A 22785-nucleotide genomic window follows, 5' to 3' on the forward strand; every position below is an offset into this window, starting at 1 on the left:
AGGGGATCACTTGCTCAGAGGTAGCGGTCGCAAACGGAAGTCCCCTGTGAAGGGGACTTCCGTCACATTCGCGCGTACCCGGAAGGCCTGCGGTGATCCGCGGCCGGCGGGTCAGATTCCGAGATCCTTGATGATCTTCGCGACGTGGCCGGTGGCCTTCACGTTGTAGAGGGCTCGCTCGACCTTGCCGTCCTCGTCCACGACGATCGTGGAGCGGATCACGCCCGTCACCGTTTTGCCGTAGAGCTTCTTCTCGCCGTACGCGCCATACGCCTCGAGGGTCTCCTTCGAGGGGTCGCCGAGGAGCGTGACCTTGAGGTTCTCCTTCTCGCGGAACTTCGCGAGCTTCTCCGGCTTGTCCGGGGAGATGCCGATCACGTCGTAGCCCGCGCCCGCGAGGACGTCGAGGTTGTCCGTGAAGTCGCAGGCCTGCTTGGTGCAGCCGGGGGTGAGGGCGGCCGGGTAGAAGTAGACGATGGTCTTGCGGCCCTTGTGGTCGGCGAGGGAGACCTCCTTGCCGTCCGCGTCGGGCAGCGTGAAGGCGGGGGCGGTGTCGCCGGTCGTCAGTCGCTCGCTCATGGTGGGACTCCTCGTACGGGATACGGGTACGGGACCCGAGCGTAATGGGGGTGCCGTGGGGTGCGACGGCTGCCGAGCTGACAGACTGTCCACGACCAGTGCCATAACAGCGACCATGGAGGCAGCGCGGTGTCGGACACGTCGAGAACGTCGGATGCGCGGACCCCGGCGCAGATCGAGGCGGACATAAAGCGCCGTCGCGAGGCGCTGGCCGAGACGCTCGACGAGATCGGGGTGCGGGTGCACCCGAAGACGATCGTCGGCGACGCGAAGGCCAAGTTCGTCTCGAGTGTCGACCACTCCGTCGGGCGTGCCTATGTGGGTGCGAACCGGCTGGTGTCGGACGTGAAGGCGCAGTTCGTCTCCGAGGAGGGTGCGCCGCGTGTGGAGCGCATCCTTCCGGTGGCTGTCGTCGTGGTCGGTCTCGTGGGGCTGCTCGCCGTGACCGCGCGGCGCCGCAAGCGCTGACCCTTCCTGCGTACGGGCGTGGCCGCGGCAGGTAGGTTTCGGGGCGTGAGCGCCAACAGCGAGAAGAACAGCACCCAGCACGACAAGCTGCCCATCCGCATGCTGCACGACCGTGTGCTCGTACGGCAGGACACCGCCGAGGGCGAGCGGCGCAGCGGCGGCGGCATCCTGATTCCGGCGACCGCGGCGGTCGGGCGGCGCCTGGCCTGGGCCGTCGTGGTGGCCGTCGGGCAGAACGTGCGGACGGTGGAGCCGGGCGACCGGGTGCTGTACGACCCGGAGGACCTGGCCGAGGTCGAGGTGCGGGGCGTCGCGTACGTGCTGATGCGTGAGCGCGATCTGCACGCGGTGGCCGCGGACCGGTTCGAGGGTTCCCAGGATTCGACAGGCCTGTACCTGTAGAGCAGTACGGCTCGTAGTTGCTTCGCAAAAGGGCTGGTGACCCTTGTCACCAGCCCTTTTACGCGTTCTTTGCTACCTTTGGGGGACCCCGACGAGACGCGCCGTACCGGGTATCGCAAAGACGACGCACCCCTGTTGATCCAACTGACGGAGGTGCCTGTCATGGCCTGGGTTCTTATCGTGATCGCCGGTTTTCTCGAGGTCGGCTGGTCGATCGGCATGAAGTTCACGGACGGGTTCACCCGGCTGTGGCCGAGCGTGTTCACCGGCGCGGGCATCGTCGCCAGCATGGTGCTGCTCTCCTACGCCGCCAAGACCCTGCCGATCGGTACGGCCTACGGCGTGTGGGTGGGCATCGGTGCGGCCGGTGCGGCCGTCGTCGGCATGCTGGCGCTCGGTGAGCCGGCGACGGCCGCGCGGATCTTCTTCATCTTGCTGCTGATCGTGGCGATCGTGGGTCTCAAGGCGACGTCGGGCCACTAGGACCGCCGAGGGGCGCTGTCACCAGTCGGAGTCGGACTCGCGGGTGGTGTCCGAGTCACCGAACAGTTCGTTCACCGGCCCTGACGGTGGGTTCGGTTCCTGTGACGGAGTCTCAAAGGTGGGCTCCGCCGGCGTGGACGGTGCGGTCGGGGGGCCGGACGGCTCCGGTTCGGACGGTGGTTCGCCGGAGGGCTCGCCGGTGGTCGGTTCGGTGGACGGTTCGTCCGGTGCGGCCGAGGGGATCTCGGGCTGTTCGGCGCCGGATTCCAGGTCGAGGTCGAAGTCCTTGGCGGGGCTGCCCTCGAGCGCGGCCTTGGTGAACTGGGCCCAGATCTGCGCCGGGAAGCCGCCGCCGTTGACGCGGGACAGGCCGAGCGCCCCGTACAGCGGGGTGTGGGCGCCGGTCGAGGGGTTCTGGCCCATGACGGCGACGACGGTGGCCAGGTCGGGGGTGTAGCCCGCGAACCAGGCCGCCGTGTCCTCCTCGGCGGTGCCGGTCTTGCCGGCGGCGGGCCGGTCCGCGGCGAGGGCGGCGGTGCCGGTGCCGCCCTCGACGACGCTCTGCAGGACGGACGTGGTCGTGTCGGCGGACTCGCGGGTGACGGCGCGCTGGGTGGTCTGCTCGGGCAGGTCGATGCTCTCGCCGTCCTTGGTGACCTCGGCGACGATCGTGTACGTGGCGCGCCTGCCGTGGTTGGCGAGGGTGGCGTACGCCTCGGTCATGTCGAGGACGCTGGCCGTGGACGGGCCGAGCGCGATCGAGGGGGACTCGGTCAGGTCGGGGGTGTCCTTGGGGAGGCCGAGGGCGATCGCGGTCTGCTTGACCTTGTCGGAGCCGACGTCGACGGCCATCTGCGCGTAGACCGCGTTGACGGACTTGTCGGTGGCGGTGCGGACGGTGATGGGGCCGTAGTCGACGGTGTCCTCGTTCTCGGGGGCGTAGTAGCCGCCGCTCCAGCCTTGTACGGGGCGTGCGTTGGTGCCGTCGTAGATGGTGTTCGGGGTGATGGTGCGGCCGTCCTGGGTGGTGGAGGCGTTCTCCACGGCCGAGGTGAAGACGAACGGCTTGAACGTGGAGCCGACCTGATAGTCGCGGCGCGTGGCGTTGTTGACGTACTGCTTCGTGTAGTCGATGCCGCCGTACATCGCGAGGACCTTGCCGGTCGAGGGGTCGATGGCGGCGCCGCCCGCGCGGACGTTGCGGTCGGCCGCGCGGTTCTCCTTGTCGAGCTTGGACATCAGCTTGTCGTCGACGGCCTTGACGAAGGCGTCCTGTTTCTTCTTCTGGAGCGTGGTGGTGATGCGGTAGCCACCGACGGCCAGGGTGTCCTCGTCGATGATGCCCTTGGCCGTGAGGTAGTCCTTGACGGCCTGGACGAGGTAGCCGCGCTGGCCGGACATCCCGGCGGGGCCCTTGGCGTCGTCGGGCATGGGGAACGTCATCTTCCGGCGGTCGGCCGCGCTGAGCCAGCGCTCCTTGACCATGCCGTCGAGGACGTAGTTCCAGCGGGCGACGGCCTGTGCCTTGTTCTCGGGGTGGGCGATGACGTCGTACGAGTTGGGGGCGTTGAGGAGGGCCGCGAGGTAGGCGCCCTGTGCGGTGGTGAGGTCCTCGACGTCGACGCCGTAGTAGGCCTGGGCGGCGGCCTGGATGCCGTAGGCGTTGCGGCCGAAGTAGCTGGTGTTGAGGTAGCCCTCGAGGATGTGGTCCTTGCTCTCCTCGCGGTCCAGCTTGATCGAGATGAAGAACTCCTTCACCTTGCGGGTGATGGTCTGTTCCTGGGCCAGGTAGTAGTTCTTCACGTACTGCTGGGTGATCGTCGAGCCGGACTGCTTGCCCTTGCCGGTGAGGGTGTTCCAGGCGGCGCGGACCATTGCTTTGGGGTCGATGGCGGACTCGCTGTAGAAGTCGCGGTCCTCGGCGGCGAGCACGCCGTGCTGGACCGTGCTGGGGATCTGGGAGAGGGAGACGTTCTCGCGGTTGATCTCGCCGTCGCGGGCGAGCTGGCTGCCGTCGGCGTACAGGTAGACGTTGCTCTGCGCGGTGGCGGTGGCGTTGGCGGGCGGGATCTTGACGAGGACGTAGCCGAGGGCGAACAGGCCGATGCACAGGAGCAGGAAGCCGAGGATCGTGCCGAGGACCGTGCGCCAGGTGGGGATCAGGCGGCGCCAGCCCGTGCGACGGGGGCGTTTGCGTTTCGCCGGCTTCCCGGCGTTCCCGGACTCTGCGGCCTTCGGCTCCTGCGGCTCGTCGCTCATGCCCTGTGGAACTCCTGTTTCCCTCCGTACGTCACGTACGCCTCGTACGGCTCTTTACTTCCTGCCGGACACTCTGGCATCGATGGGCGGCGCGGCCGGGGCGTGGCACGCGCCGGGGGTCCCGAAAATGCGTGGCACGGTACACCCTCCTCCCGCTAGGCTCCTGCGCTTTGGTCCAGAACGGAAGACGAGGGCGGGAGCTTGTCCGTGGGGACTTTCCGGCTGTACGCGGCCGTCGCCGCCGGAGGGTTCCGGCGCTACGCGACGTACCGTTCGGCCACCGCGGCCGGCGTGTTCACGAACACCGTCTTCGGGTTCATCGTGGCCTACACGTACATGGCGCTCTGGGACGAGCGGCCGGGGCTCGGCGGGTACGACCAGGCGCAGGCGCTGACGTATGTGTGGATCGGGCAGGCGCTCGCGCAGGCCCTGTCGATGTTCAACGCGGGTTTCGCCGTCGACATGGTGGCGCGGATCCGCAACGGCGACATCGCCGTGGATCTGTACCGGCCCGTCGACCTTCAACTCTGGTGGCTGGCCGGGGACTTGGGGCGGGCCGCGTTCCAGTTGTTCAGCCGGGGCGTGGTGCCGCTGACGGTGGGCGCGCTCGCCTTTCCGCTCGCGCTGCCGGGCGATCCGGTGGTGTGGCTGGAGTTCCTGGTGGCGGTGGTGCTGGCCGTGGTGGTGAGCTTCGCGATCCGCTATGTGCTGGCGCTGAGCGCGTTCTGGCTGCTCGACGGGTCGGGTGTGCTGCAGTTCGGGGGTCTGGTGGGGATGTTCTTCACGGGTCTGCTGCTGCCGCTGAACGCGATGCCCGGTGCGCTCGGCGACATCGCGCGGGTGCTGCCGTGGGCGGCGCTCCTCCAGATGCCCGCCGACATCCTCCTCGGCGCCCGCTCCGGCGCGGCCGAAGTCCTTGCCGCGTACGCCTTCCAGGTCGGGTGGGCGGTCGTCCTGCTCGCCGCGGGCCGCCTTCTCCAGTCCTCCGCGACACGCAAGGTGGTGCTTCAAGGTGGCTGACACCGGCGGTATGGGGAGCGTACGGGTCTACGGGCTGATCGCCGCGATGTGGATCCGCTCCACCCTGGTCTACCGCACGTCGTTCGCGGCCGCGGTCCTCACCAACTTCCTTGTCACGGCGCTCGACTTCGTCGTGATCTGGATGATGTTCTCGCAGGCGACCTCGCTCGGCGGCTACAGCTTCGCGGAGACGGCCTTCCTGTACGGGACCGCCTCCGTCTCCTTCGGGATCACCGCCCTCCTGCTGGGCAGCGTCGACGATCTCGGGCTGCGGGTGCGCGACGGCTCCCTCGACGCGTTCCTGGTGCGCCCCGCGCCGGTGCTCGTCCAGGTCGCCGCGGACCGCTTCGGCCTGCGCCGCCTAGGCCGTTTCCTCCAGGGCACCCTGGTCCTCGGCTGGTCCCTGACGCGCCTCGACATCGACTGGACGCCCGCCAAGCTGCTCCTGCTGCCGGTGATGCTGCTGAGCGGCGCGGCGATCTTCGGCGCGGTGTACGTGGCCGGGGCGGCGTTCCAGTTCTGGGCGCAGGACGCGGCCGAGGCGCAGAGCGCGTTCACGTTCGGCGGGCTGACGCTGCTCCAGTACCCGCCGACGGTGTTCGCCAGGGACTTCGTGATCGGCGTGACGTTCGTCGTGCCGCTGGCCTTCGTCAACTGGCTGCCCGCGCTGTACGTGCTCGGCCGCCCCTATCCCATCGGCCTGCCCTGGTGGCTCGCCTTCACGCCGCCGCTGGTGGCCGCCGGGAGCTGCGCGCTCGCGGGTCTGGCCTGGCGCGCGGGTGTCCGTTCGTACCGCAGCACCGGGAGCTGAAGACGTATGACTGAGGACTTCATCGAGGTCGACGGCGTGGAGAAGGTCTTCGACGTGCGCAGGAAGACGGGCCTGCTGCGGCGCGAGCGCCATCAGGTGCGGGCCGTCGACTCGCTCACCTTCAGCGTGCCGCGCGGCGAGATGGTCGGCTACATCGGGCCGAACGGCGCGGGCAAGTCCACCACGATCAAGATGCTGACCGGCATCCTCACGCCCAGCGCGGGCCGGCTGCGGGTCGCGGGCATCGAGCCGTCCCGGGAACGGACGCGGCTCGCGCGGCGGATCGGCGTGGTGTTCGGGCAGCGCACGACGCTGTGGTGGGACCTGCCGCTGATCGACTCGTACCGGCTGATGCACCGCATGTACCGCATCCCGGACGTCCGCTACCGGGAGAACCTCGACCGGTGCGTAGAACTCCTGGAACTGGGCGGCCTGTTGGACACGCCGGTACGGCAGCTCTCCCTCGGGCAGCGCATGCGCGGCGACATCGCGGCGGCCCTGCTGCACGACCCCGAGGTGCTCTACCTCGACGAGCCGACCATCGGTCTCGATGTCGTCTCCAAGGTCAAAGTGCGGGGATTCCTGCGGGAGTTGAACGAGGAGCGCGGCACGACCGTGCTGCTGACCACGCACGACCTGACCGACATCGAGCAGCTGTGCAAACGCGTCATGGTCATCGACCACGGACGCCTGATGTACGACGGGCAGCTCACCGGCCTGCACCAGGTGGGGGAGAGCGAGCGGACCCTCGTGGTCGATCTGGAGCGTGAACTGCCGCCGCTGGAGGTGCAGTTCGCCCGGGTGGTGAAGGTGGACGGGCCGCGCCAGTGGCTGGCGTTCCCGGCCGCGCAGTCGGCGGCGCCGCTGGTCGCGCAGATCGCGGCGCAGTATCCGCTGGTGGATCTGTCGGTGCGGGAGCCGGACATCGAGTCCGTGATCGCCCGGATGTACGCCCGTGAGGAACCATCCCTGGGAGGAACGGCCGCACCCTCGTAGGCTGGTCCCATGACGGACGAACGCCCTGAGCGCCCCGAGCCGAACGACCTGCCCGAGCTGCGGGCCTCCGACGCCGACCGGGACCGGGTCGCGGAGGTCCTGCGGGACGCCCTCGCCGAGGGGCGCCTGGACATGGAGGAGTTCGACGAGCGGCTCGAGGCCGCGTACAAGGCGCGTACGTACGGCGAGTTGGCGCCCCTCACACGTGATCTGCCGGGGGCGGGCGCGGCGGCGCCACAGACCCCGGTGAGCTTTGTGAAGGAGCCGCAGCCCGAGGGCGCGCTCGACTGGCGGACGCGGATCGGCGGGGAGGCCACGTCCACGTGGGCGCTCGCGTTCTTCGGCGGGTTCGGCCGCAAGGGGCGCTGGACGGTGGGCGAGCGGTTCACCTCGTTCGCGATGTTCGGCGGAGGCGAGATCGATCTGCGGGAGGCGCGGTTCGCGTCCCGCGACGTGGTCATCAACTGCTTCACGATCATGGGCGGGATCCAGATCAAGGTGCCGCCGGAGCTGGATGTCACCGTCAAGGGCTTCGGCATCATGGGCGGCGTCGACGACCGGGCGTCGGGCGAGGGCACGCCGGGCTCCCCGCGGGTCGTCGTGCGGGGGTTCGCCCTGATGGGCGGCGTCGGCGTGGACCGCAAGGCGAGGCGCGAGGAGCGTATTCGCCTCAAGGAGGAGCGCCGCCAGGACAAGCTGGACCGCATGGCCGCGCACCTCGAGGCCCTGGAGGGGCACCGCGAGCGGCACGCCGAACGCCATCAGCTGCGGCACGAGCGCCACGAGGACCGGCACCAGCGCCAGTGGGAGCGGGCGGAGGAGCGCCGAGAGAGGCGTGAGCGGTAGCGGCACCCGTGCCGTGAGCGGTAGCGCCCCCGCGCCGTGAGCGGTGGTGCGGCCGGGCCGGGCGCTACAGCTCGGCCGGCGTCGACCCCTTCAGCGTCGTCAGGTTGAACGTGTCCGCCATCCTGCGGAAGCCGGAGTCGCTCGGGTGCAGGTGGTCGCCGGAGTCGTACGCGGGCAGGAGCTTGCGCGGGTTGTACGGGTCGCGCAGCGCCTTGTCGAAGTCGACGAACTCGTCGAAGACCTTGCCGGAGCGGATCTGCGCGTTCACGGCCTGGCGCACTCCTTCGAGGCGGGGCTCGTAGCCGCGGTGGCCCTGGAACGGCATGAGCGTCGCGCCGACCACGCGCAAGCCGCGCGTGTGCGCCTGCCGGGTCAGCTCCCGCAGACCCTCGACGATCTTGTCGGGGTCGTTCTGGTGCGGGTTGCGGAGGATGTCGTTGACGCCGAGCGCGATCACGACGGCCTTGACGCCTGATCGGTCGAGGACGTCCCGGTCGAAGCGCGAGAGGCCGCTCGGGTTGTTCGCGGGGCGGCCGAGGCCGTCGGACAGGATGCGGTTGCCGCTGATGCCCTGGTTGACCACGCCGTAGCGGGCCGCGCCGTTCTCGTCGCGCAGCCGGTCGGCGAGGTCGTCCGTCCAGCGCCGGTTGGCGCCCACCGTCGAGGTGACACCGTCGGTCAGGGAGTCGCCGATCACGACGACGGTGCCGTCCGACTCGTTGCTCAGCACGTCGAGCGCGGTGACGTAGCGCCAGAAGGGGGTCTGCTGCGTGAACGGGGCGCCGGTCGCGTCCTCCGCGCGGTCGCCCTGGGCGACGTACGACATCTGGCGGGCCTGCGGGTGGTAGGTGACCGGGCCCGACGGGGTGGGCGAGTAGCTCGTGACGAGCATGTCCGCGTCGTGCGGGACGTGCAGCCGAACGGCGTCGCTCATGGCCTGGGAGCCGGCCGGGATCACGACCGAGGTGTTGCCGCCGAAGGTGAGGCGGCGCAGGGTGCCCGCCGCTGCGGCCGGGGTGTTGGGCGCGGCCGCGACGGCGACCGAGGCGTGCGTGATGCTGAGCGGCTGCTGCCCGAAGAGGTTCGAGAACGTGATGCGGGCGCTCGTGCCGCCGATGCTGGTGTGCACGACGTTGCGCACGGTGCGGCCCGCGAGGCCGTCGGTCTCTGTGCCGGGCTCGCCGCCCGCGGGGGAGGCCGACCAACTGCCCGACCAGGTGCCGGTGGAGGCGGGGGCCGCCGAGTTCTGCGGGTGCCGGGGGCCCGCGCTGACCGTGCTGTCCGAGCCGTCGAAGGCGCCGGAGACGCCCAGGTATATGGCGGCCGAAATCACGACGACCAGGGCCGCGACCGCGGCCAACAGGGCATAACCGTGGCGCTTGGTCATGCGGGGGTGTCTCCTCGGGCAGCGGGAGCCCCGAGGCTCCGGTGTGATGATCCCATGATGCGTCATGGGTCGGGAGGAAGCCGACACTGCCCCCCTCCGCCTTTTGAGACGCCGGGAACTTGTCGTCCGTTCCGGGAGTCGGTCAGGTAGGGACAATGTGTGAGAGGGATGACACGGGGGACTGCCGGGTGAGCGGACTTGTGACGGGCGGAGTGAGCTGAGTGGACGAAGTGGAGGACGCGAAGCGCGCCGCGGCCGCGCGCGGCACGAAGGACTCGGAAGAAACGGGCGAAGCGGGCATGGGTGAGCATGCCCGCGCGGGCGGCTCCTCATTCGGGACGCGGCCGGCCCCGTTCGGCGCGGGCCCCGGCTCCTTCAGCCCCGCCGATGTGGAGAAGCAGCGCGGCGTACGCCGGATGAAGACCACCGCCACCGGCCTGCTGCTGCTCGTCGCCGTCATCTACGTACTCGCCAAATGGGGGCAGAACTCCGGCGCCGGCGCCTGGGCCGGCTATGTCGCCGCCGCGGCCGAAGCGGGCATGGTCGGTGCCCTCGCCGACTGGTTCGCGGTCACCGCGCTCTTCCGCCGCCCCCTCGGTCTGCCCATCCCGCACACGGCGATCATCCCCACCAAGAAGGACCAGCTGGGCGTCTCGCTCGGCGAGTTCGTCGGGGAGAACTTCCTCTCCTCCGACGTCGTACGGCAGCGGCTGCGCGCCGTCGGCATCGGCAGCCGGCTCGGCACCTGGCTGGCCGAACCGGAGCACGCCGACCGGGTGACGGCCGAGCTCGCCACCGCCCTGCGCGGCGCCCTCACCGTGCTGCGCGACTCGGACGTCCAGGCCGTCGTCGGCGAGGCCATCACGCGCCGCGCCGACGCTCAGGAGGTCGCGCCCGGCATCGGCAAGATGCTGGAGAAGGTCGTCGCCGACGGCGGTCACAAGCGCGTCGTGGACCTGATCTGCGTACGCGCCCACGACTGGCTGGTGCTGCACGAGGACTCCGTGATGGACGCGGTGCAGGGCGGTGCCCCCGGCTGGACCCCGCGGTTCGTCGACAGGAAGGTCGGCGACCGCGTCTACAAGGAGCTCCTGCGCTTCGCCACCGAGATGCGCGACATGCCCGAGCACCCGGCCCGCGGCGCCCTCGACCGCTTCCTCGGCGACTTCGCCTCCGACCTCCAGTCCGACACGGACACGCGGGCGCGCGTCGAGCGGCTGAAGTCCGAGGTCATCGCCCGTCCCGAGGTCCAGGACCTGATCGCCTCCGCCTGGTCCGCGGTGCGCGCCATGATCGTCGCGGCGGCGGAGGACGAGCGCAGCCAGCTGCGGCTGCGCGTTCGGGCCTCGCTGCTCTCCCTCGGCTCCCGGATGGCGACGGACGCGCGCCTCCAGGACAAGGTCGACGGCTGGGTCGAGGGCGCGGCCACGTACGTCGTGACGACGTACCGCAAGGAGATCACCTCCCTCATCACGGACACCGTGGCGGGCTGGGACGCCGAGCACACCTCGAAGAAGATCGAGGCGCACATCGGCCGTGACCTGCAGTTCATCCGGATCAACGGCACGGTGGTGGGCTCGCTGGCAGGGCTCGCGATCTACGCGGTGTCGCGGGCACTGGGGGCGTGAGCGCCGCTCTGCCTGCCTGGCCGGAGCGGCGCACCGTCAGCGCCAGGAGCGCCGCCCCCGCGCACAGCGCGCCCGCGCCCACCCACACCGGGTCGTACGAGCCGAAGGTGTCCCGTGCCATCCCGCCCGCGAACGCCACGGCCCCGGCCCCGACCTGGTGCGCGGCGCTCACCCAGCCGAACACGACCGGCGCGCCCGCCCCGTAGTGGGCGCGGCACAGCGCGATCGTCGGCGGCACGGTCGCCACGTCGAGCAGCCCGAAGACGACGGTGAACGCGACGAGCGGCGCGTCCACGGCCGATGTCAGGAGCAGCGGCAGAGCGAGGAGGGTGAGGCCGCGCAGGGCGTAGTACACGGCGAGCAGGCGGCGCGGATCGGCGCGGTCCGTCAGCCATCCGGACGCCACCGTCCCCGCGACATTGAAGATCCCGATGAGGGAGAGCAGCGACGCGGCGACGGTCACCGGCATCCCGTGGTCGTGGGCGGCGGGCGCGAAGTGCGTCCACATCACCCCGTTCGTCGAGGCGCCGCAGACGGCGAAGGTCCCGGCGAGCAGCCAGAACGGCCCGGTGCGGGCGGCGCGGGCGAGAGTGCGCAGGGCGTGCCGGGCGGCGCCCTCGGTACGGCCGGCGGGGCGAGCGGTGTCTTCGGTTCGGCCCGGGTCCTTCCGCGGCTCGCGCACCGCGGCCCACACCACCGGCAGCGCGCCGGCCGCCGCGAGCGCGAGTGCCGCGGCGGCGGCCCGCCACGAGTACGTGTCGATCACCCACGACAGCACGGGCAGGAACACGAACTGCCCCACCACGCTCGCCGCCGTGAGCAGCCCGGTGACGAGCCCGCGGCGCGCGACGAACCACCGCTCGGTGACCGTCGCCGCGAACGTCGTCGCGGTCGCCCCCGTCCCCAGGCCCACCAGCACGCCCCAGTACAGGACGAACTGCCAGGGCGCGGTCATCGTCGTCGCGAGCCCGGCCCCGGCCCCGACGAGGCACAGGGCGCCGACGGCGACGCGCCGCATCCCGAGCCGGTCCATGAGCGCCGCCGCGAAGGGGGCACTCGCCCCGTACACGACCATGTTCACGAGCGAGCCGAGCCCTATGGACGCCCGTGACCAGCCGAGATCCTCGTGCAACGGCCCGACGAGCAGACCGGCGAGCGTGCTGAACGCCCCGGCCGTGACGATGGCGAGCGCGGCACCGGCGGCGACGGTCCAGGGGGACCGGGGAATCTTGCGATACGGCCTCATGACTTCACCCTGCGACGGAGGCACCCGGCGCCACGACTGGCCAGATGGCCATGACATGAAAGAATCTGGCCATGACTCCCGTAAGGCCCCTGACCCCGGCGCCAGACGGTCGCCGAACCGTCGCCGTCCTCGTCCGCGACGGCGTCCTGCCCATGGAACTCGGCCTGGTCCACCAGTTGTTCGGCACGGCGCGCTCCACGACGGGCGAGCCGCTCTACGACGTCCGCACCTGCGCCCCGCGTCCCGGCAGGATCCGTACGGACGCGGACTTCCCCATCTACGCGGAGCACGGCCTGGCGACGGTGGCGGCCGCGGACACGGTCCTCGTACCGGCGTCGCACGAGACGGACGAGGGCCTCGGGCCGGACGGCCTGCCGGCGGACCTGGCGGAGGCCCTGCGCGGGGCGGACGATGCGCGCGGGTCCCGCGCCCGCCGCATCGCCTCCATCTGCACCGGCTCGTTCGTCCTCGCCGCCGCCGGACTCCTGGACGGCCGGCGCGCGACGACGCACTGGATGTCGGCCGATCTCTTCGCGCGTACGTTCCCGTCCGTGACGGTGGACCCCGGTGTCCTGTACGTCGACGAGGGCCGGATCCTCACGTCCGCGGGCGAGGCGGCGGGCATCGACCTGTGCCTCCACATGATCCGCCGCGACCACGGCGCGGCCGTCGCCGCGGAGGTGGCGCGCCGCACGGTGGTGCCGCCACACCGGGAGGGCGGCCAGGCGCAGTTCATCCAACGCCCCGTGGAATCAGAGGGGTTGACGTCCACGTCCGCGTCGCGCGCGTGGGCCCTCGCCCGCCTCGCCGAACCCCTCACCCTCGCCGAGCTGGCCGCGCGCGACGCCATGTCCGTCCGCACGTACAGCCGCCGCTTCCGGGAGGAGACCGGCCTCACCCCCATCCAGTGGCTGACGCAGCGCCGCGTGGACCGCGCGCGCGAACTCCTGGAACAGACCGACCACACCGTCGACCGCATCGCGACCGAGGCGGGCTTCGGCACGGGCACGTCGCTCAGAGCGCACTTCCAGGCGGGCCTCGGAGTGTCGCCGGGCGCGTACAGGTCGACGTTCAGGGGGAGGTGAGAGGGAAGCGAGGGGGAAAGTGAGGCGGTCGGCGGGCGAGCGGGTACGGACATGAGTATGCGTACTCTGTCGCCCCCCGCGGCCCGTCCCGGAACCTCGTAGCCATGACTGCCGGAACCGCAGCAGCACGTCTCCTGAAGCCTCTGCCCCGCAGCCCATGGCCGGAGCGCTGGCTGACCCGCCTGCTCCTCCTGGGCCTGTCCACAGCGGCGTACGTCCTGTGCATGCCCTGGGACCTGCGCAACCGTCCGGAGACCCCCGGCTCGATCAACGAGACCACCCCGGTGACGAACCTGGGTGTCACGATCCTCGCCGTGACCCTCCTGGCCCTCGGCGCGTACGCCGGCCGTCGCGACCGCCTTCCGCTGGCGGTCCTGCTGGTGGCGGCCCCGCCGATCGTGCTCCTCTACGCGTCGTTCGCCTCCCACCCCGACCCGGGAGGCATCTTCCCGTGGCAGCTGGTGTGGTGGTTCTTCTCGCTCGTGATGGCGGGGGCGGTGCTCATCGCGGCGGCGGTCGGACGCACGTTCCGCAAGGATGACCGGTAGTCCGCGTACCGCCCCGACATGACCCCACCGCCCGGGAGCCCCGATGACCATCCGCAGGATCGTCCCGAACCTCACGACGAAGTCGCCGGAGTCGATGGCCGAGAACCGCGGCTTCTACGGCCTGCTCGGCTTCGAGGAGGTCATGCGCCTCTCCACCGGGGGAGCGGGAGACCCCCGGACCCCCGAGGCCTGGGTGATGACCCTGGCGTCCCCCTCCAACCCGACCGCTCAGGTCAGCTTCCTCACCCACGACGAGACCGCGCCCGTGATCCCGGACCTCAGCGTGGAGGTCGAGGACGTGGACGCGGTCTACGAGCAGGTACGGGCATCCGGCGCGGAGATCGTCCACGACCTCCGCGACGAGGAGTGGGGCGTGCGCCGCTTCTTCGTGCGGGACCCGGAGGGGCGCGTGGTGAATGTGCTGGGGCACCGGGGCGCGTAGCCCCTCAGGGGTCCGCCCTACGCGGCGCGGCGGTCGGCGAGCGCCCAGGACGCGGCGGCGACGCCCCCGGCGGTCGTGAACACGGCGGGCCAGGCGCCGAGCTTCTTGGCGAGCGGGTGCGACCCGGCGAAGGCGGCGACGTAGGCACCACCGAGCACGGCAGCCACCTTGCCCCCGGCGGCCTGCCGCCACTGGGCCCCGGCCGCGACTCCCGCGGCGGCCAGCACGACGCCGCCGAGCTGCCGCTTCTTGGTGAACCGGGCCACGGCGTACCCGCCGACAATTCCGCTCGCGGCCACTGCTGCCGCCGGTACCTTCGCCATCGCTGCCTCGCTTCTCCGTCAGGTGCGGCCCGGGTGGACGTGGACCGATTCGAGGCTAACGCGCGGGATTGCGGTGCCTGCGGGCAGGCCGGTTCTCCGTGAATGCGGGGGCCGAGGGGGCCGTCGCGTTTGGCCCGAGGTGCTCTAGAATTCCTGTGCGATCAACGGGGGTTGAGCGCCACATGTGACCGGGGGAGCGGTGTGATGGGCGATCCAAAAGATCTACGGGTTCCGCCGGAGAAGCTGACCAAGCTCGCGGACGACCTGGACGGCATGCAGGACCACCTGGACAAGCAGGTGAAGCGCATGGACACGATCGTCGACAGCATCGAGGCGGGCTGGAGCGGCCCGGCGTCGACGGCGTACCGGGGATTTCACCGGGCGGCGGCCGAGGACGCCGTTCGGATCCGCGAGGTGATGAAGGTCCTGGAGCAGGCGGTCCGCATGAGCCGCGACGGCTTCACGCAGCTCGAACTGGACAAGCTCGACCAGTTCCGCCGGATCCAGGTCAACGTCGATGTGGCGGGCGAGGCGGACAAGCTGTCCACGCCGAACATCGACGCGCCCGCGCCGCCTTCACGGCCGCGCAGCGGCCTGGACAGCTTCTGATCCGGCGGGTCCACGCACTCGCCCTCGCCATTCACCATTCGCCGCCGCATCCGTACGCAGCCGTGGACCGGAACCCCGTACGCGGATGCAGCCCTAGCCATGCCACAGCCGTACGCCACAACTCGTAGCCGCAGACGTGCACAGCGACAAGGGGGATCCGTGCCGCCCAGCGACGCCGACGACCACATATCGGTCACCTTCACCACCCTCCACCACCTCGCGGTGGAGCTGGAGGACATCCTCAAGCAGCTCAACGGGCGGATCGACGACCTCTACGAGCGCGTAGAGCCGGTCGTCCTGTCCTGGCAGGGCGAGGCCCGGGAGACGTTCATCGACAAGCTCGACGAGTGGGACCACTCGGCGCAGGATCTCCAGGCGGCCCAGAAGTGGCTGCACGAGATCGTGACGACGGGCCACATCAACTACGCGGCGGCGCACCGGGCGGTCCTGCGCGGCTGGGGCGCGGCCTGATGGGGACGCCGGCGCCGAGCAGCGGCACCATCGACGTCAAGCCGTCCACCCTGCATCAGGTCGCGGGCGGGTTCGCGGGCGAACAGACGCCGTTCGACAAGGCCGCCAAGAACCTGATCAAGGAGCTCAAGGAGTACCCCGACGCGGGCGGATACGGCACGGCCCCGCAGGCCTTCGCCGCCTCCTACCTCAAGGCGGCCAACCGCTACCTCGAGGTGTGGGCCAAGGCCGTCGTCAGTATCGGAGGCGCCGCGGTCGGCTTCGCCACCACCGCGAACAACTACTCCAAGGCGGAGGCCGCCAACGACGCCTCGGGCAAGACCAAGCCCCAGACACAGCCCCCGCCCGTCGTCATCGACAAGGTCCCGGACTACGGCTCGGTCCCCGACCTGAAGTGGGGCGACGACGACGGCGGAGACGACTTCATCCGCTCGCTCCTGGAGTGCATCCCGGACGTCGTCTGGCACCTCATCCGCCCGCTGCTCGAACATGCCTTCCGCTGGGGCAAGGTCGCCGAGGTCTACCCGTATCCGCAGCAGCACTACCTCAATTCGCTGTCGCAGTCCTGGGCGGACATGACGAAGGCGCTGTCCTGGGCCGAGGGCAATCTGACGGGCCAGATGTACGGCATCACCCAGCAGAGCAACAGCGAATGGCACGACGCCATGCGCCAGTTCTGCAGCTCGCTGTGGGGAACCACGGCGTGGGGCCAGACCACCTCCGGTTACGAGTGGGCGCACGACAAGGCTGCCAACCAGAAGCCGAGCCACCCGGTCATGTCCGTCCTGTTCGACACCGCGATGAAGATCAGCGACTTGCTGCGCGAGTTCGCCGAGGCGGCGGTGTACGTGAACGGCGAGGTCTGGGACATCTACTTCGACGCGGTCAAGAAGGCCGTCGGCGACATCGACCTCAGTGACGGCGTCGACCTCAAGGACCTCAAGGAGGGCGCGAAGGGCGTAGGCCGCTTCCTCAAGGGCCTCGCCAAGGGCGGCGCGGAGCTGAGCGTCGAGATCACGCTCAACATCGACACGGCCGCGCTCAACCGCGTCGTGGAGGAGTACAACCGCCGCGTGAACGCGCTCTGGCCCCGACTCGACGCGCTCATGGAGGCGTTGGACGAGGCGTATCGGAGCGCTCCGACGTACGCGGCGGAGGAGGCCCGCGCGGAAGCGTTCGGCGCCCGCTCGCTGAACGACTTCAAGCAGGAGCACAAGTACACCAAGGACGCGGACGAGAAGAACCACTTCTACGCCATCGACCTGGCGAACCAGGAAGGGATCCACGGAAGTCACCCGGTGGACAAGCACATTGGCCTCACTACCGATCAGCTGAGCCAGCGCTTGCGTGACCAGAGCCAGCCTCCGTCCGCCTCCACGTTCAAAGACATGCCGTCCGCCGAACGCTTCACTCAGGCGACGCTCGATGACGCCACCAATGCAGAGCGGGTGGAAAAATGGATCGAAGGGGTTGAGCGGCGGGCCAGGAACAATCCGAACCGGAATCCCGACAACTCTAAGATCGACCCTCCGCTCACTCTCACCTTCAATGAGGCGACAGGGAAATCAGTCACCCGGGCCGAATATGACGCGCACGGAATGAACGCCACGGCCGGAGACGTGAAGTCCGTGGAAGTGGCGCTAAAATACAAGTCCGGGATCGATCCGCCGTTCGTCGTCATAACGTCCTACCCCGCAGCACCCTAGTCAACGAGGAGCCGAGCAAGTGAAGTCGTACACAGGTGCGCTGTTCAACAGCGGCCCGGTGGAGAGGCTCCTCGATCTCGCGGCGAGATGTCAGGAATCTTCCGGCGCCAGTCCGTTGGACGACGATCTGAGGCGCTTCATTCGGATTGTGGAGAATTCGAATGCCGCTCACTGGGCCTGCCCCATTTCCACCGTCGCCGCACTCCTGGAGTTCGTGGGAGATGTCGTGGACGGCGACTCCGCGCCTTTTGTCCCTGCCGAATTCCAGAAGAGGCTGCTGCGGGTCGCCGATGGAGTGGGTGGAGGTGAGTATTTGCGCACACTGGCGGGAATCATCAGGATTCTGGCCCAAGGTCCGGTTGCGGATTACGCGGAACTCCCCATGGCCGCATGGGAGGCTCGCGTCCTATTTCCTCGGCTAGGCGGATTCGGTGCAAACTGGATCTATGATGGCGAGTATTCGTCGATCGAGGAATCGGTCCGGGCGGCCGTTGATTCAGAGCACCCCTATTGCCCTGAATTCCTGTCTCCCTTGGCGGCCGAGGCGCAAACGGCTTTGGTCCTGTTCCCGGAGCAGGAATCTTTCCGCGTCAACATCTCGGAGCAGATTCCGTGGGCTTCCATCGCGTCGGTCAGGGAACTGCTTGGGTTGATCAATGACCATATGCGGCATGAACACTGAGACACACGGAAGGTAAAGTGCCGACCCGAATCCGCTCTTCCACGTACCCCGACCGCGAGACCGCCCAATGGGCGACCCAGCAGGTGGTCACCGCCAACGAGCAGCTCGTCCACCGATGGCTGGCCCAGTCCACCCGCCCCCGCCTCACCGTCGAGGCGGCCTGGCCGTCACGCCAGGACCCGGTCGGCCGGGTCCTGCTCCAGGCGATGATGCTGGCAGGCCGCGACCCGGTCGACGTACGAGCCGCACGCGTGATCCTCAGGCGGGACGACGCGAGCCCGCACGGTTTCGTGGTGCACGCCACGTTCCCGGTCTACCTGTAACCATCTGTAACCACCCGTAGAGGATGTCGCAGCCGTGCCCATGAATCCCCTCGAACACGACCGTCGATACGGCGAGTTGGACCAGGTGATGCGCGCGTACGTGGGCCAGGCGGCCGATGACACCGAGGACAAGCCGGGCGCAGCGCTCACCGCCTACCTCCGCCACACCTGGCACACGCGCCCCTGGGCACTGGCCGACGCCGAACAACAGCTCCGCGAGTACTCCCGCAACCCCCCGGGCCGTGTGCGCCTGCGCCTGGGCGAGTTCTACCCCGTCCCCGACGTCGGGCTGCCCGAGGCGGACATCCAGGACTGGCTGCGTATCCTCGCCGACCACATCAAGCACAGCATCGAGGCGGGCGAAGTCCCGCCGCCCTCCGCCCCCGTGACCCACTGGGAGTGGCACGCCCGCTTCCCCGAAGCCGCCCAGTTCCTCGGCGGCTGGTTCTCCCAGGACATGCCGGACGAGTTCGAAGACCACGACGCGGCGACCAGGGACTACATCACCACCACGGACCTCCACCTCAAGGCGCGCCTGGCGGGAGAACTCCACGAACTGCTGGCCCTGCCCCTGGACGAGTCGGACTACGCACAGGGGCTGACGGAACTGGGCATGGAGGTCGACCCGGAGACCCCGTACTCCCCGTCGGGCTGGCTGGCGCGGGTGGCGGAGCAGATGGGCGGGGGAGGCTTCGTGGCGGATTACGGGGAGGGGCGCGCCCAGGGCGGAGAGTAGGGCCTCGCCCGCACTCAGCGGCTGCCGAAGCTGGGGTTCCGCAAGCAGACGGTGACGACGCCGACGTCGAGAACGGTGAAGTCCCTGCTGTTTTCCGAATGTTCGCGGTGCGCGGAGACATGGGCGCTGCCGGAACCGGGCCGCTTCACCCGGACGGCCACGTCTCCGCCCCCCTTCTCCTCGCCGCCCGACCGTTTCCATCCCTTGCCCTCAAGCCGCGTGACGACTTCGCGTACGAGCTGATCGGGGGAGCGTGAATCGGAGGCGCTGAGGGTCACGCTGACATCGGCAGAAGCGACGACCTGAGCGTCATCCATGGAATCCCCGACGAAGTCCTGAGGGTGACAAGCACTGCTGCCGCCACCGAACTCCTCGGGCTCACGCCCAGGATCGACGGCCTCGGCCGCGCCGTAGACATCCGGATACATGGCGTCCATGGCTTGCCGGTACGTGCGCCGGGCCGGGCCGACGTGGGTGGAGCAGGCCGTCATGGCGCCGGCGAGGGCGAGGAGAGCGGCGACGCGGAGCCCCCGGCGGCGCGTGGGATACGGGTACGGGTACGGGTACGGGCATGGGCATGGGCACGGGCACGGGTGGGAGCCATGCCCCCATCCCAGCGCAGGGCCGCGGCCCGGGAGACGGGGACGTGTACTCATCTCGCCCTGAGTGGGGGCGGCTGGAGCGTCGCCGACAGGAGCTTCACTCGTCCGCCCGGATTGGTGGCCGACGGGTGTCAAAGCCCGGGCGAGTTCCGGGAGTTCGGCGGCCCCACCAGGCGCGGAGCGCGGCCGAACCGTCGCCCCGACAGGTCCGTCCGGCCGGGTGCTACCGTCCCCGCCATGTCGGAGACCATAAGCACCACCAAGACCGAAATCGACGCGATCACGGCCGAGTTCTTCGGCGCGTTCGACAACAGGGGCGGCAGCGAGGCGGACGTCGACCGGATCCGCCGCCTCACGATCCCGGGCGCCGTGATCGTGAGCACCGGCCCGGCGACCACGGCCTACACGGTGGACGAGTTCATCGAGCCGCGCCGGAAGCTCCTCTCGGACGGCCGGCTGGTGGAGTTCTCCGAGTGGGAGACGACCGAACGGACCCAGATCGCGGGCGACATCGCCGCGCGCTTCGGCGAATACCGCAAGTCCGGCATCATGAACGGCGAACCGTTCGAGGGCGGCGGCACGAAGTCAATCCAGTTCGTCCGCACGCCGGAGGGCTGGCGCATCGCGTCGTTCATCTGGTTCGACCGGCCCTGACCGACGCCGCGCGGAAACCGGGCGTTATCGACGATCTCTTACCGACCCGCGCTCGTCTGCAACTCGGCGTCGGCTGGCTCGTCGTCATCGCCGTCAGGCACGGGGAGGCGGGCCCCTCTGCTACAGGCGATGCGGTGCACGTCGTGCAGCGCCTCGACCAATCGGGCTGTCAGGAAGCGGAGTTGGTGCGCGGTGGTCTTGCCGTCGCCGTCGCCGTCGCCGTCGCCAAGGAGGTCGGCGGCGTGGTCGAGGAGCTCTTCTGCCATGTCGAGCTGAACGGATTCGACGTTGTCGGCTACGCGGGAGAGATGGCTGCTGCCGGTGCCGTCGCTGAGGAGGTAGCAGGGGTTCCCGTCCAGGTTGGACCAGGGCAGGAGCCTGGGCCGGCTGACGGTTGTGGCGTCGTGGCTCTGGTAGATCACGCGACCACCTCAACGCCGTGGATACGGCGCGGGCCGATGTCCACTCCGTGCACGGCGAGCCAAAGGGCACGGCGCCGGCCGCGTTGCCGCTTCGCCTGCTCGCGTTGCTCGTGGGCGAGGAGGTAGGGGCGGACGAGTCGGGAGTCTTCACCGCGGAGGGGGGCCGTGTGCGGGGAGGGGCGGCGAGGCGGAGTGTGGGGTGCGGGTGCGGGTGCGGGGTCTGGTGGAGCCGCCGCCGTGTGCTGCCGGTGCCGCCCGGAGGCGGGCCAGCCAAGCCGCAGCAGCGCCTCGATGAGGCGGGCGACAGGGTTCAACACGTCATCAACTCCTCCGAAGTTGGTGTCCATGCCCCGGCCGATTCGAGGACGGTCGCGGGGGTCTTCCGTGCCTGAGGGCAGGTCGACCTGCATGGACATCGCTGTGTAGCGATCCGCTTACAGAGTGAGATAGGCCGGGTTAGGCTCGCCAGGGGGTCAGAGGTGACAAAGCATCTGTCGCACGGGAGTTGACGATGAGCAACACCTATGGGGAATGGCTGAAGGCGCAGCGCGAGGCGGCGGGCGTAACGCAGCAGGAGCTGGCCACGGCGGCGGTCATGACGCGTTCGCACATCTCACACATCGAGGCGGGGCGAAGGCTTCCGTCGAAGGCGGACGCACGGAGGCTGGACAAGGCCCTGAACACCGGCAATGTGCTGAGCAGCTTCCTTCCCGACAGCGACGGGGCGGTCGCTGAACACTTCGAGTCAGCCCATGCGCTCGAACAACAGGCCGTTGAGCTACGCGAGTTCGCGCTCTCCTTCGTCCCCGGCATCCTGCAGACGGAAAGGTATGCCCGTGCGGTTCTGAGCCCTTCCTACCCTCCTGTGAGGCAAAAGGAATGTGACAGGCTCGTTGTCACACGGCTTGAGCGAGCGAAGATCCTTGAGGATCCCGTATCGCCCGTAGTGTGGGCTCTCCTGGACGAGGCCGTGCTGGGCCGACCCATTGGTGGCCCTGACGTTATGGCCGAGCAGATCATGCACATCGTCAGGCTGGCCGAGTCGGGACGCGTCCGCGTGCATGTACTGCCGCGCTCCTTGGGGTTCCACCCGTTGCTGGAGAGCATGCTGACGCTGATGTGGTTCGACGATCAGCCGCCGGTGGCATACAGCGAGGGGGTACGCATGGGGAAGGTGCATGACTCCCCGGCCATGGTTCAGGAGCTTCAAGGTCGTTACGATCTTGCGCTAAGCGACGCACTGCCGCTCAAGGAGTCACTGGCCCTGCTACGGGCGACGGCAAAGGACTACGGACATCATGACTGAACCGATCATCTGGAACGCTGCCGGACTGAACGGCTGGCGGAAGTCGTCCTACAGCGGCAGCGAGGGCGGCAGCTGCCTGGAAGTCCTGGACAACCACCCCACAGGTATCCCTGTCCGCGACTCCAAGACCCCGAACGGGCCCGCACTGGTCTTCCCTTCAACTGGCTGGTCCTCATTCATCACAGCGGTCAAGGCCGGAAGCTTCCACTTCTGACCTTTCGCGCCGGCTCGGGCGTGGTGGCTGGACTGGTCGCGAGCGGTAGCCGACTGCGCAGGCAGGTGTGGTTGCGCTTCTGGTCTCGGAGCTTGCGGCGAACGCACTGCTGTACGGCCGCGGCCTCCTTTAAGTGGAACTTACGTTGGTTAACGGCGTGTTGAGGATCTCGGTGTTCGGCCCCAGGGGAGACCTGCTGGTGGACGCGTTCGTCGACCGATGGGGCGTCGTACCGTCCGCCGACTCGAAGTTCACGTGGTGCGAACTGGCCACGGGTCTGTCCACCCCGAACGGCCATGCTGGTGGGCTGCGTGCGGCCAGGGCCGAGTCACTGATCACTCTGCACGGCGAGGCCGGCGCACCGAGAGAAGCCCGGCGCACACACCTGAGCATCGCCCTCGCGGAAGAGTCCGCGATCGACGTGATCACGGACCTCCTCCACTGGCTACGCGCCCACGGCCGCGACCCGGACGAGGCATTGAACCGGGCGAAGGGGCACTTCGAGGCCGAGGTGCGCGCGAGGGAATCCAGCTGATG

The 22785-nt window shown here is 69.5% G+C and carries 29 protein-coding genes and 1 riboswitch; of the genes, 21 read left to right on the forward strand and 8 right to left on the reverse strand.

The genetic code is table 11. From position 1 onward, the window contains the following. Nucleotides 1-111: 111 nt before the first annotated feature. Nucleotides 112-579, reverse strand: coding sequence for a thioredoxin-dependent thiol peroxidase (bcp, locus tag CG723_RS15470; RefSeq protein WP_100593985.1), 468 nt, complete (start codon nt 577-579; stop codon nt 112-114). 129 nt (nt 580-708) lie between these two features. Between bcp and CG723_RS15475 the strand changes: the two genes are divergently transcribed. From CG723_RS15475 to CG723_RS15485, 3 genes are all read left to right on the forward strand, one after another. Then, a complete protein-coding gene (locus CG723_RS15475) occupies nt 709-1047 on the forward strand; it encodes a DUF3618 domain-containing protein (protein WP_100593986.1) in 339 nt (112 codons plus the stop codon). A gap of 99 nt (nt 1048-1146) precedes the next feature. Then, nucleotides 1147-1449: a GroES family chaperonin gene (locus tag CG723_RS15480; protein WP_199841797.1), complete on the forward strand. Its 303-nt coding sequence runs from the start codon at nt 1147-1149 to the stop codon at nt 1447-1449. 70 nt (nt 1450-1519) lie between these two features. After that, a riboswitch (guanidine-III (ykkC-III) riboswitch) is annotated at nt 1520-1580 on the forward strand. 31 nt (nt 1581-1611) lie between these two features. After that, nucleotides 1612-1932, forward strand: a complete 321-nt coding sequence (locus CG723_RS15485; protein ID WP_100593988.1) for a DMT family transporter — start codon at nt 1612-1614, stop codon at nt 1930-1932. An 18-nt stretch (nt 1933-1950) separates the two neighbouring features. Here the strand turns inward: CG723_RS15485 and CG723_RS15490 are convergent, their stop codons facing one another. Beyond that, complete coding sequence (locus tag CG723_RS15490; protein WP_100593989.1) at nt 1951-4191, reverse strand: transglycosylase domain-containing protein; 2241 nt, start codon at nt 4189-4191, stop codon at nt 1951-1953. A 207-nt stretch (nt 4192-4398) separates the two neighbouring features. Here CG723_RS15490 and CG723_RS15495 point away from each other — a divergent pair, with 207 nt between their 5' ends. The 4 genes from CG723_RS15495 to CG723_RS15510 are packed head-to-tail and all read left to right on the forward strand — an operon-like array spanning nt 4399 to nt 7864. After that, nucleotides 4399-5211 (forward strand): ABC transporter permease, encoded by an 813-nt coding sequence (locus CG723_RS15495; RefSeq protein WP_100593990.1) that lies wholly within the window; start codon nt 4399-4401, stop codon nt 5209-5211. A 10-nt stretch (nt 5212-5221) separates the two neighbouring features. Next, the gene (locus tag CG723_RS15500) at nt 5222-6022 is read left to right on the forward strand and encodes an ABC transporter permease (protein WP_100594296.1); all 801 of its coding nucleotides are present in this window, start codon (nt 5222-5224) and stop codon (nt 6020-6022) included. Between the two features lie 6 nt (nt 6023-6028). Beyond that, nucleotides 6029-7018: an ABC transporter ATP-binding protein gene (locus CG723_RS15505; protein WP_100593991.1), complete on the forward strand. Its 990-nt coding sequence runs from the start codon at nt 6029-6031 to the stop codon at nt 7016-7018. 9 nt (nt 7019-7027) lie between these two features. Beyond that, on the forward strand, nt 7028-7864 hold the full coding sequence (locus CG723_RS15510) for a DUF1707 SHOCT-like domain-containing protein (RefSeq protein WP_100593992.1): 837 nt from the start codon (nt 7028-7030) through the stop codon (nt 7862-7864). Nucleotides 7865-7928: 64 nt separating this feature from the next. On the opposite strand, the gene CG723_RS15515 is transcribed toward CG723_RS15510, so the two are convergent. After that, a complete protein-coding gene (locus tag CG723_RS15515) occupies nt 7929-9251 on the reverse strand; it encodes an SGNH/GDSL hydrolase family protein (RefSeq protein ID WP_100593993.1) in 1323 nt (440 codons plus the stop codon). A 299-nt stretch (nt 9252-9550) separates the two neighbouring features. Here CG723_RS15515 and CG723_RS15520 point away from each other — a divergent pair, with 299 nt between their 5' ends. After that, entirely contained in the window at nt 9551-10879 is a 1329-nt protein-coding gene (locus CG723_RS15520; protein WP_100594297.1) for a DUF445 domain-containing protein, read from the forward strand. Here the strand turns inward: CG723_RS15520 and CG723_RS15525 are convergent. After that, nucleotides 10809-12125 carry an MFS transporter gene (locus tag CG723_RS15525; protein ID WP_234374326.1) on the reverse strand — a complete coding sequence of 439 codons (1317 nt, stop codon included), beginning with the start codon at nt 12123-12125 and terminating at the stop codon, nt 10809-10811. The two genes, CG723_RS15520 and CG723_RS15525, sit on opposite strands and share 71 nt — an antisense overlap. A gap of 71 nt (nt 12126-12196) precedes the next feature. On the opposite strand from CG723_RS15525, the gene CG723_RS15530 reads away from it, so the two are divergent. The 3 genes from CG723_RS15530 (at nt 12197) to CG723_RS15540 (ending at nt 14200) form a co-directional block, all read left to right on the forward strand. Next, on the forward strand, nt 12197-13210 hold the full coding sequence (locus tag CG723_RS15530) for a GlxA family transcriptional regulator (RefSeq protein WP_100593995.1): 1014 nt from the start codon (nt 12197-12199) through the stop codon (nt 13208-13210). Between the two features lie 104 nt (nt 13211-13314). Beyond that, entirely contained in the window at nt 13315-13758 is a 444-nt protein-coding gene (locus CG723_RS15535; protein WP_100593996.1) for a hypothetical protein, read from the forward strand. A 43-nt stretch (nt 13759-13801) separates the two neighbouring features. Continuing rightward, the gene (locus tag CG723_RS15540; RefSeq protein WP_100593997.1) at nt 13802-14200 is read left to right on the forward strand and encodes a VOC family protein; all 399 of its coding nucleotides are present in this window, start codon (nt 13802-13804) and stop codon (nt 14198-14200) included. A gap of 17 nt (nt 14201-14217) precedes the next feature. Here the strand turns inward: CG723_RS15540 and CG723_RS15545 are convergent, their stop codons facing one another. Next, nucleotides 14218-14523 (reverse strand): hypothetical protein, encoded by a 306-nt coding sequence (locus tag CG723_RS15545; protein ID WP_100593998.1) that lies wholly within the window; start codon nt 14521-14523, stop codon nt 14218-14220. 204 nt (nt 14524-14727) lie between these two features. On the opposite strand from CG723_RS15545, the gene CG723_RS15550 reads away from it, so the two are divergent. From CG723_RS15550 to CG723_RS15580, 6 genes are all read left to right on the forward strand, one after another. Continuing rightward, entirely contained in the window at nt 14728-15132 is a 405-nt protein-coding gene (locus CG723_RS15550; protein ID WP_100593999.1) for a WXG100 family type VII secretion target, read from the forward strand. Nucleotides 15133-15291: 159 nt separating this feature from the next. Continuing rightward, nucleotides 15292-15603: a WXG100 family type VII secretion target gene (locus tag CG723_RS15555; protein WP_234374327.1), complete on the forward strand. Its 312-nt coding sequence runs from the start codon at nt 15292-15294 to the stop codon at nt 15601-15603. Continuing rightward, complete coding sequence (locus CG723_RS47560; RefSeq protein WP_234374328.1) at nt 15603-17309, forward strand: RNase A-like domain-containing protein; 1707 nt, start codon at nt 15603-15605, stop codon at nt 17307-17309. The genes CG723_RS15555 and CG723_RS47560 overlap by 1 nt, the downstream gene beginning before the upstream one ends. Before the next feature lie 19 nt (nt 17310-17328). Continuing rightward, nucleotides 17329-17991: a hypothetical protein gene (locus CG723_RS15570; RefSeq protein ID WP_100594001.1), complete on the forward strand. Its 663-nt coding sequence runs from the start codon at nt 17329-17331 to the stop codon at nt 17989-17991. Nucleotides 17992-18008: 17 nt separating this feature from the next. After that, nucleotides 18009-18314 carry an RNase A-like domain-containing protein gene (locus CG723_RS15575; protein WP_100594002.1) on the forward strand — a complete coding sequence of 102 codons (306 nt, stop codon included), beginning with the start codon at nt 18009-18011 and terminating at the stop codon, nt 18312-18314. 34 nt (nt 18315-18348) lie between these two features. Next, nucleotides 18349-19050: a contact-dependent growth inhibition system immunity protein gene (locus CG723_RS15580; protein WP_100594003.1), complete on the forward strand. Its 702-nt coding sequence runs from the start codon at nt 18349-18351 to the stop codon at nt 19048-19050. Nucleotides 19051-19064: 14 nt separating this feature from the next. Here the strand turns inward: CG723_RS15580 and CG723_RS15585 are convergent, their stop codons facing one another. Beyond that, entirely contained in the window at nt 19065-19487 is a 423-nt protein-coding gene (locus CG723_RS15585) for a hypothetical protein (RefSeq protein ID WP_100594004.1), read from the reverse strand. Nucleotides 19488-19889: 402 nt separating this feature from the next. Here CG723_RS15585 and CG723_RS15590 point away from each other — a divergent pair, with 402 nt between their 5' ends. Then, entirely contained in the window at nt 19890-20306 is a 417-nt protein-coding gene (locus tag CG723_RS15590) for a nuclear transport factor 2 family protein (RefSeq protein WP_100594005.1), read from the forward strand. A 38-nt stretch (nt 20307-20344) separates the two neighbouring features. Here the strand turns inward: CG723_RS15590 and CG723_RS15595 are convergent, their stop codons facing one another. Both CG723_RS15595 and CG723_RS15600 read right to left on the reverse strand, forming a co-directional pair. After that, entirely contained in the window at nt 20345-20728 is a 384-nt protein-coding gene (locus tag CG723_RS15595) for a hypothetical protein (protein ID WP_100594006.1), read from the reverse strand. Further along, nucleotides 20725-21045 carry a hypothetical protein gene (locus CG723_RS15600; RefSeq protein WP_234374329.1) on the reverse strand — a complete coding sequence of 107 codons (321 nt, stop codon included), beginning with the start codon at nt 21043-21045 and terminating at the stop codon, nt 20725-20727. The genes CG723_RS15595 and CG723_RS15600 overlap by 4 nt, the downstream gene beginning before the upstream one ends. A gap of 194 nt (nt 21046-21239) precedes the next feature. On the opposite strand from CG723_RS15600, the gene CG723_RS15605 reads away from it, so the two are divergent. The 3 genes from CG723_RS15605 to CG723_RS15615 all read left to right on the forward strand — a co-directional run bounded on the left by CG723_RS15605 (nt 21240) and on the right by CG723_RS15615 (nt 22783). Beyond that, a complete protein-coding gene (locus tag CG723_RS15605) occupies nt 21240-22034 on the forward strand; it encodes a helix-turn-helix domain-containing protein (RefSeq protein ID WP_100594008.1) in 795 nt (264 codons plus the stop codon). After that, the gene (locus CG723_RS15610; protein ID WP_100594009.1) at nt 22027-22248 is read left to right on the forward strand and encodes a DUF397 domain-containing protein; all 222 of its coding nucleotides are present in this window, start codon (nt 22027-22029) and stop codon (nt 22246-22248) included. The genes CG723_RS15605 and CG723_RS15610 overlap by 8 nt, the downstream gene beginning before the upstream one ends. A gap of 157 nt (nt 22249-22405) precedes the next feature. Then, the gene (locus tag CG723_RS15615; protein ID WP_159032464.1) at nt 22406-22783 is read left to right on the forward strand and encodes a hypothetical protein; all 378 of its coding nucleotides are present in this window, start codon (nt 22406-22408) and stop codon (nt 22781-22783) included. Nucleotides 22784-22785 lie beyond the last annotated feature (2 nt).

This window comes from Streptomyces sp. CB01635, from assembly GCF_002803065.1.
In the GTDB taxonomy this organism is placed as follows: Bacteria; Actinomycetota; Actinomycetes; order Streptomycetales; family Streptomycetaceae; genus Streptomyces.

Bases quoted from the DNA above. Each gene is read 5' to 3' on its own strand.
- bcp (WP_100593985.1), bottom strand. From the start codon at position 579: ATGAGCGAGCGACTGACGACCGGCGACACCGCCCCCGCCTTCACGCTG.
- CG723_RS15480 (WP_199841797.1), top strand. From the start codon at position 1,147: ATGCTGCACGACCGTGTGCTCGTACGGCAGGACACCGCCGAGGGCGAG.
- CG723_RS15485 (WP_100593988.1), top strand. From the start codon at position 1,612: ATGGCCTGGGTTCTTATCGTGATCGCCGGTTTTCTCGAGGTCGGCTGG.
- CG723_RS15490 (WP_100593989.1), bottom strand. From the start codon at position 4,191: ATGAGCGACGAGCCGCAGGAGCCGAAGGCCGCAGAGTCCGGGAACGCC.
- CG723_RS15500 (WP_100594296.1), top strand. From the start codon at position 5,222: ATGGGGAGCGTACGGGTCTACGGGCTGATCGCCGCGATGTGGATCCGC.
- CG723_RS15505 (WP_100593991.1), top strand. From the start codon at position 6,029: ATGACTGAGGACTTCATCGAGGTCGACGGCGTGGAGAAGGTCTTCGAC.
- CG723_RS15510 (WP_100593992.1), top strand. From the start codon at position 7,028: ATGACGGACGAACGCCCTGAGCGCCCCGAGCCGAACGACCTGCCCGAG.
- CG723_RS15515 (WP_100593993.1), bottom strand. From the start codon at position 9,251: ATGACCAAGCGCCACGGTTATGCCCTGTTGGCCGCGGTCGCGGCCCTG.
- CG723_RS15520 (WP_100594297.1), top strand. From the start codon at position 9,551: ATGGGTGAGCATGCCCGCGCGGGCGGCTCCTCATTCGGGACGCGGCCG.
- CG723_RS15525 (WP_234374326.1), bottom strand. From the start codon at position 12,125: ATGAGGCCGTATCGCAAGATTCCCCGGTCCCCCTGGACCGTCGCCGCC.
- CG723_RS15530 (WP_100593995.1), top strand. From the start codon at position 12,197: ATGACTCCCGTAAGGCCCCTGACCCCGGCGCCAGACGGTCGCCGAACC.
- CG723_RS15535 (WP_100593996.1), top strand. From the start codon at position 13,315: ATGACTGCCGGAACCGCAGCAGCACGTCTCCTGAAGCCTCTGCCCCGC.
- CG723_RS15540 (WP_100593997.1), top strand. From the start codon at position 13,802: ATGACCATCCGCAGGATCGTCCCGAACCTCACGACGAAGTCGCCGGAG.
- CG723_RS15545 (WP_100593998.1), bottom strand. From the start codon at position 14,523: ATGGCGAAGGTACCGGCGGCAGCAGTGGCCGCGAGCGGAATTGTCGGC.
- CG723_RS15550 (WP_100593999.1), top strand. From the start codon at position 14,728: ATGGGCGATCCAAAAGATCTACGGGTTCCGCCGGAGAAGCTGACCAAG.
- CG723_RS47560 (WP_234374328.1), top strand. From the start codon at position 15,603: ATGGGGACGCCGGCGCCGAGCAGCGGCACCATCGACGTCAAGCCGTCC.
- CG723_RS15585 (WP_100594004.1), bottom strand. From the start codon at position 19,487: ATGGACGCCATGTATCCGGATGTCTACGGCGCGGCCGAGGCCGTCGAT.
- CG723_RS15590 (WP_100594005.1), top strand. From the start codon at position 19,890: ATGTCGGAGACCATAAGCACCACCAAGACCGAAATCGACGCGATCACG.
- CG723_RS15605 (WP_100594008.1), top strand. From the start codon at position 21,240: ATGAGCAACACCTATGGGGAATGGCTGAAGGCGCAGCGCGAGGCGGCG.
- CG723_RS15610 (WP_100594009.1), top strand. From the start codon at position 22,027: ATGACTGAACCGATCATCTGGAACGCTGCCGGACTGAACGGCTGGCGG.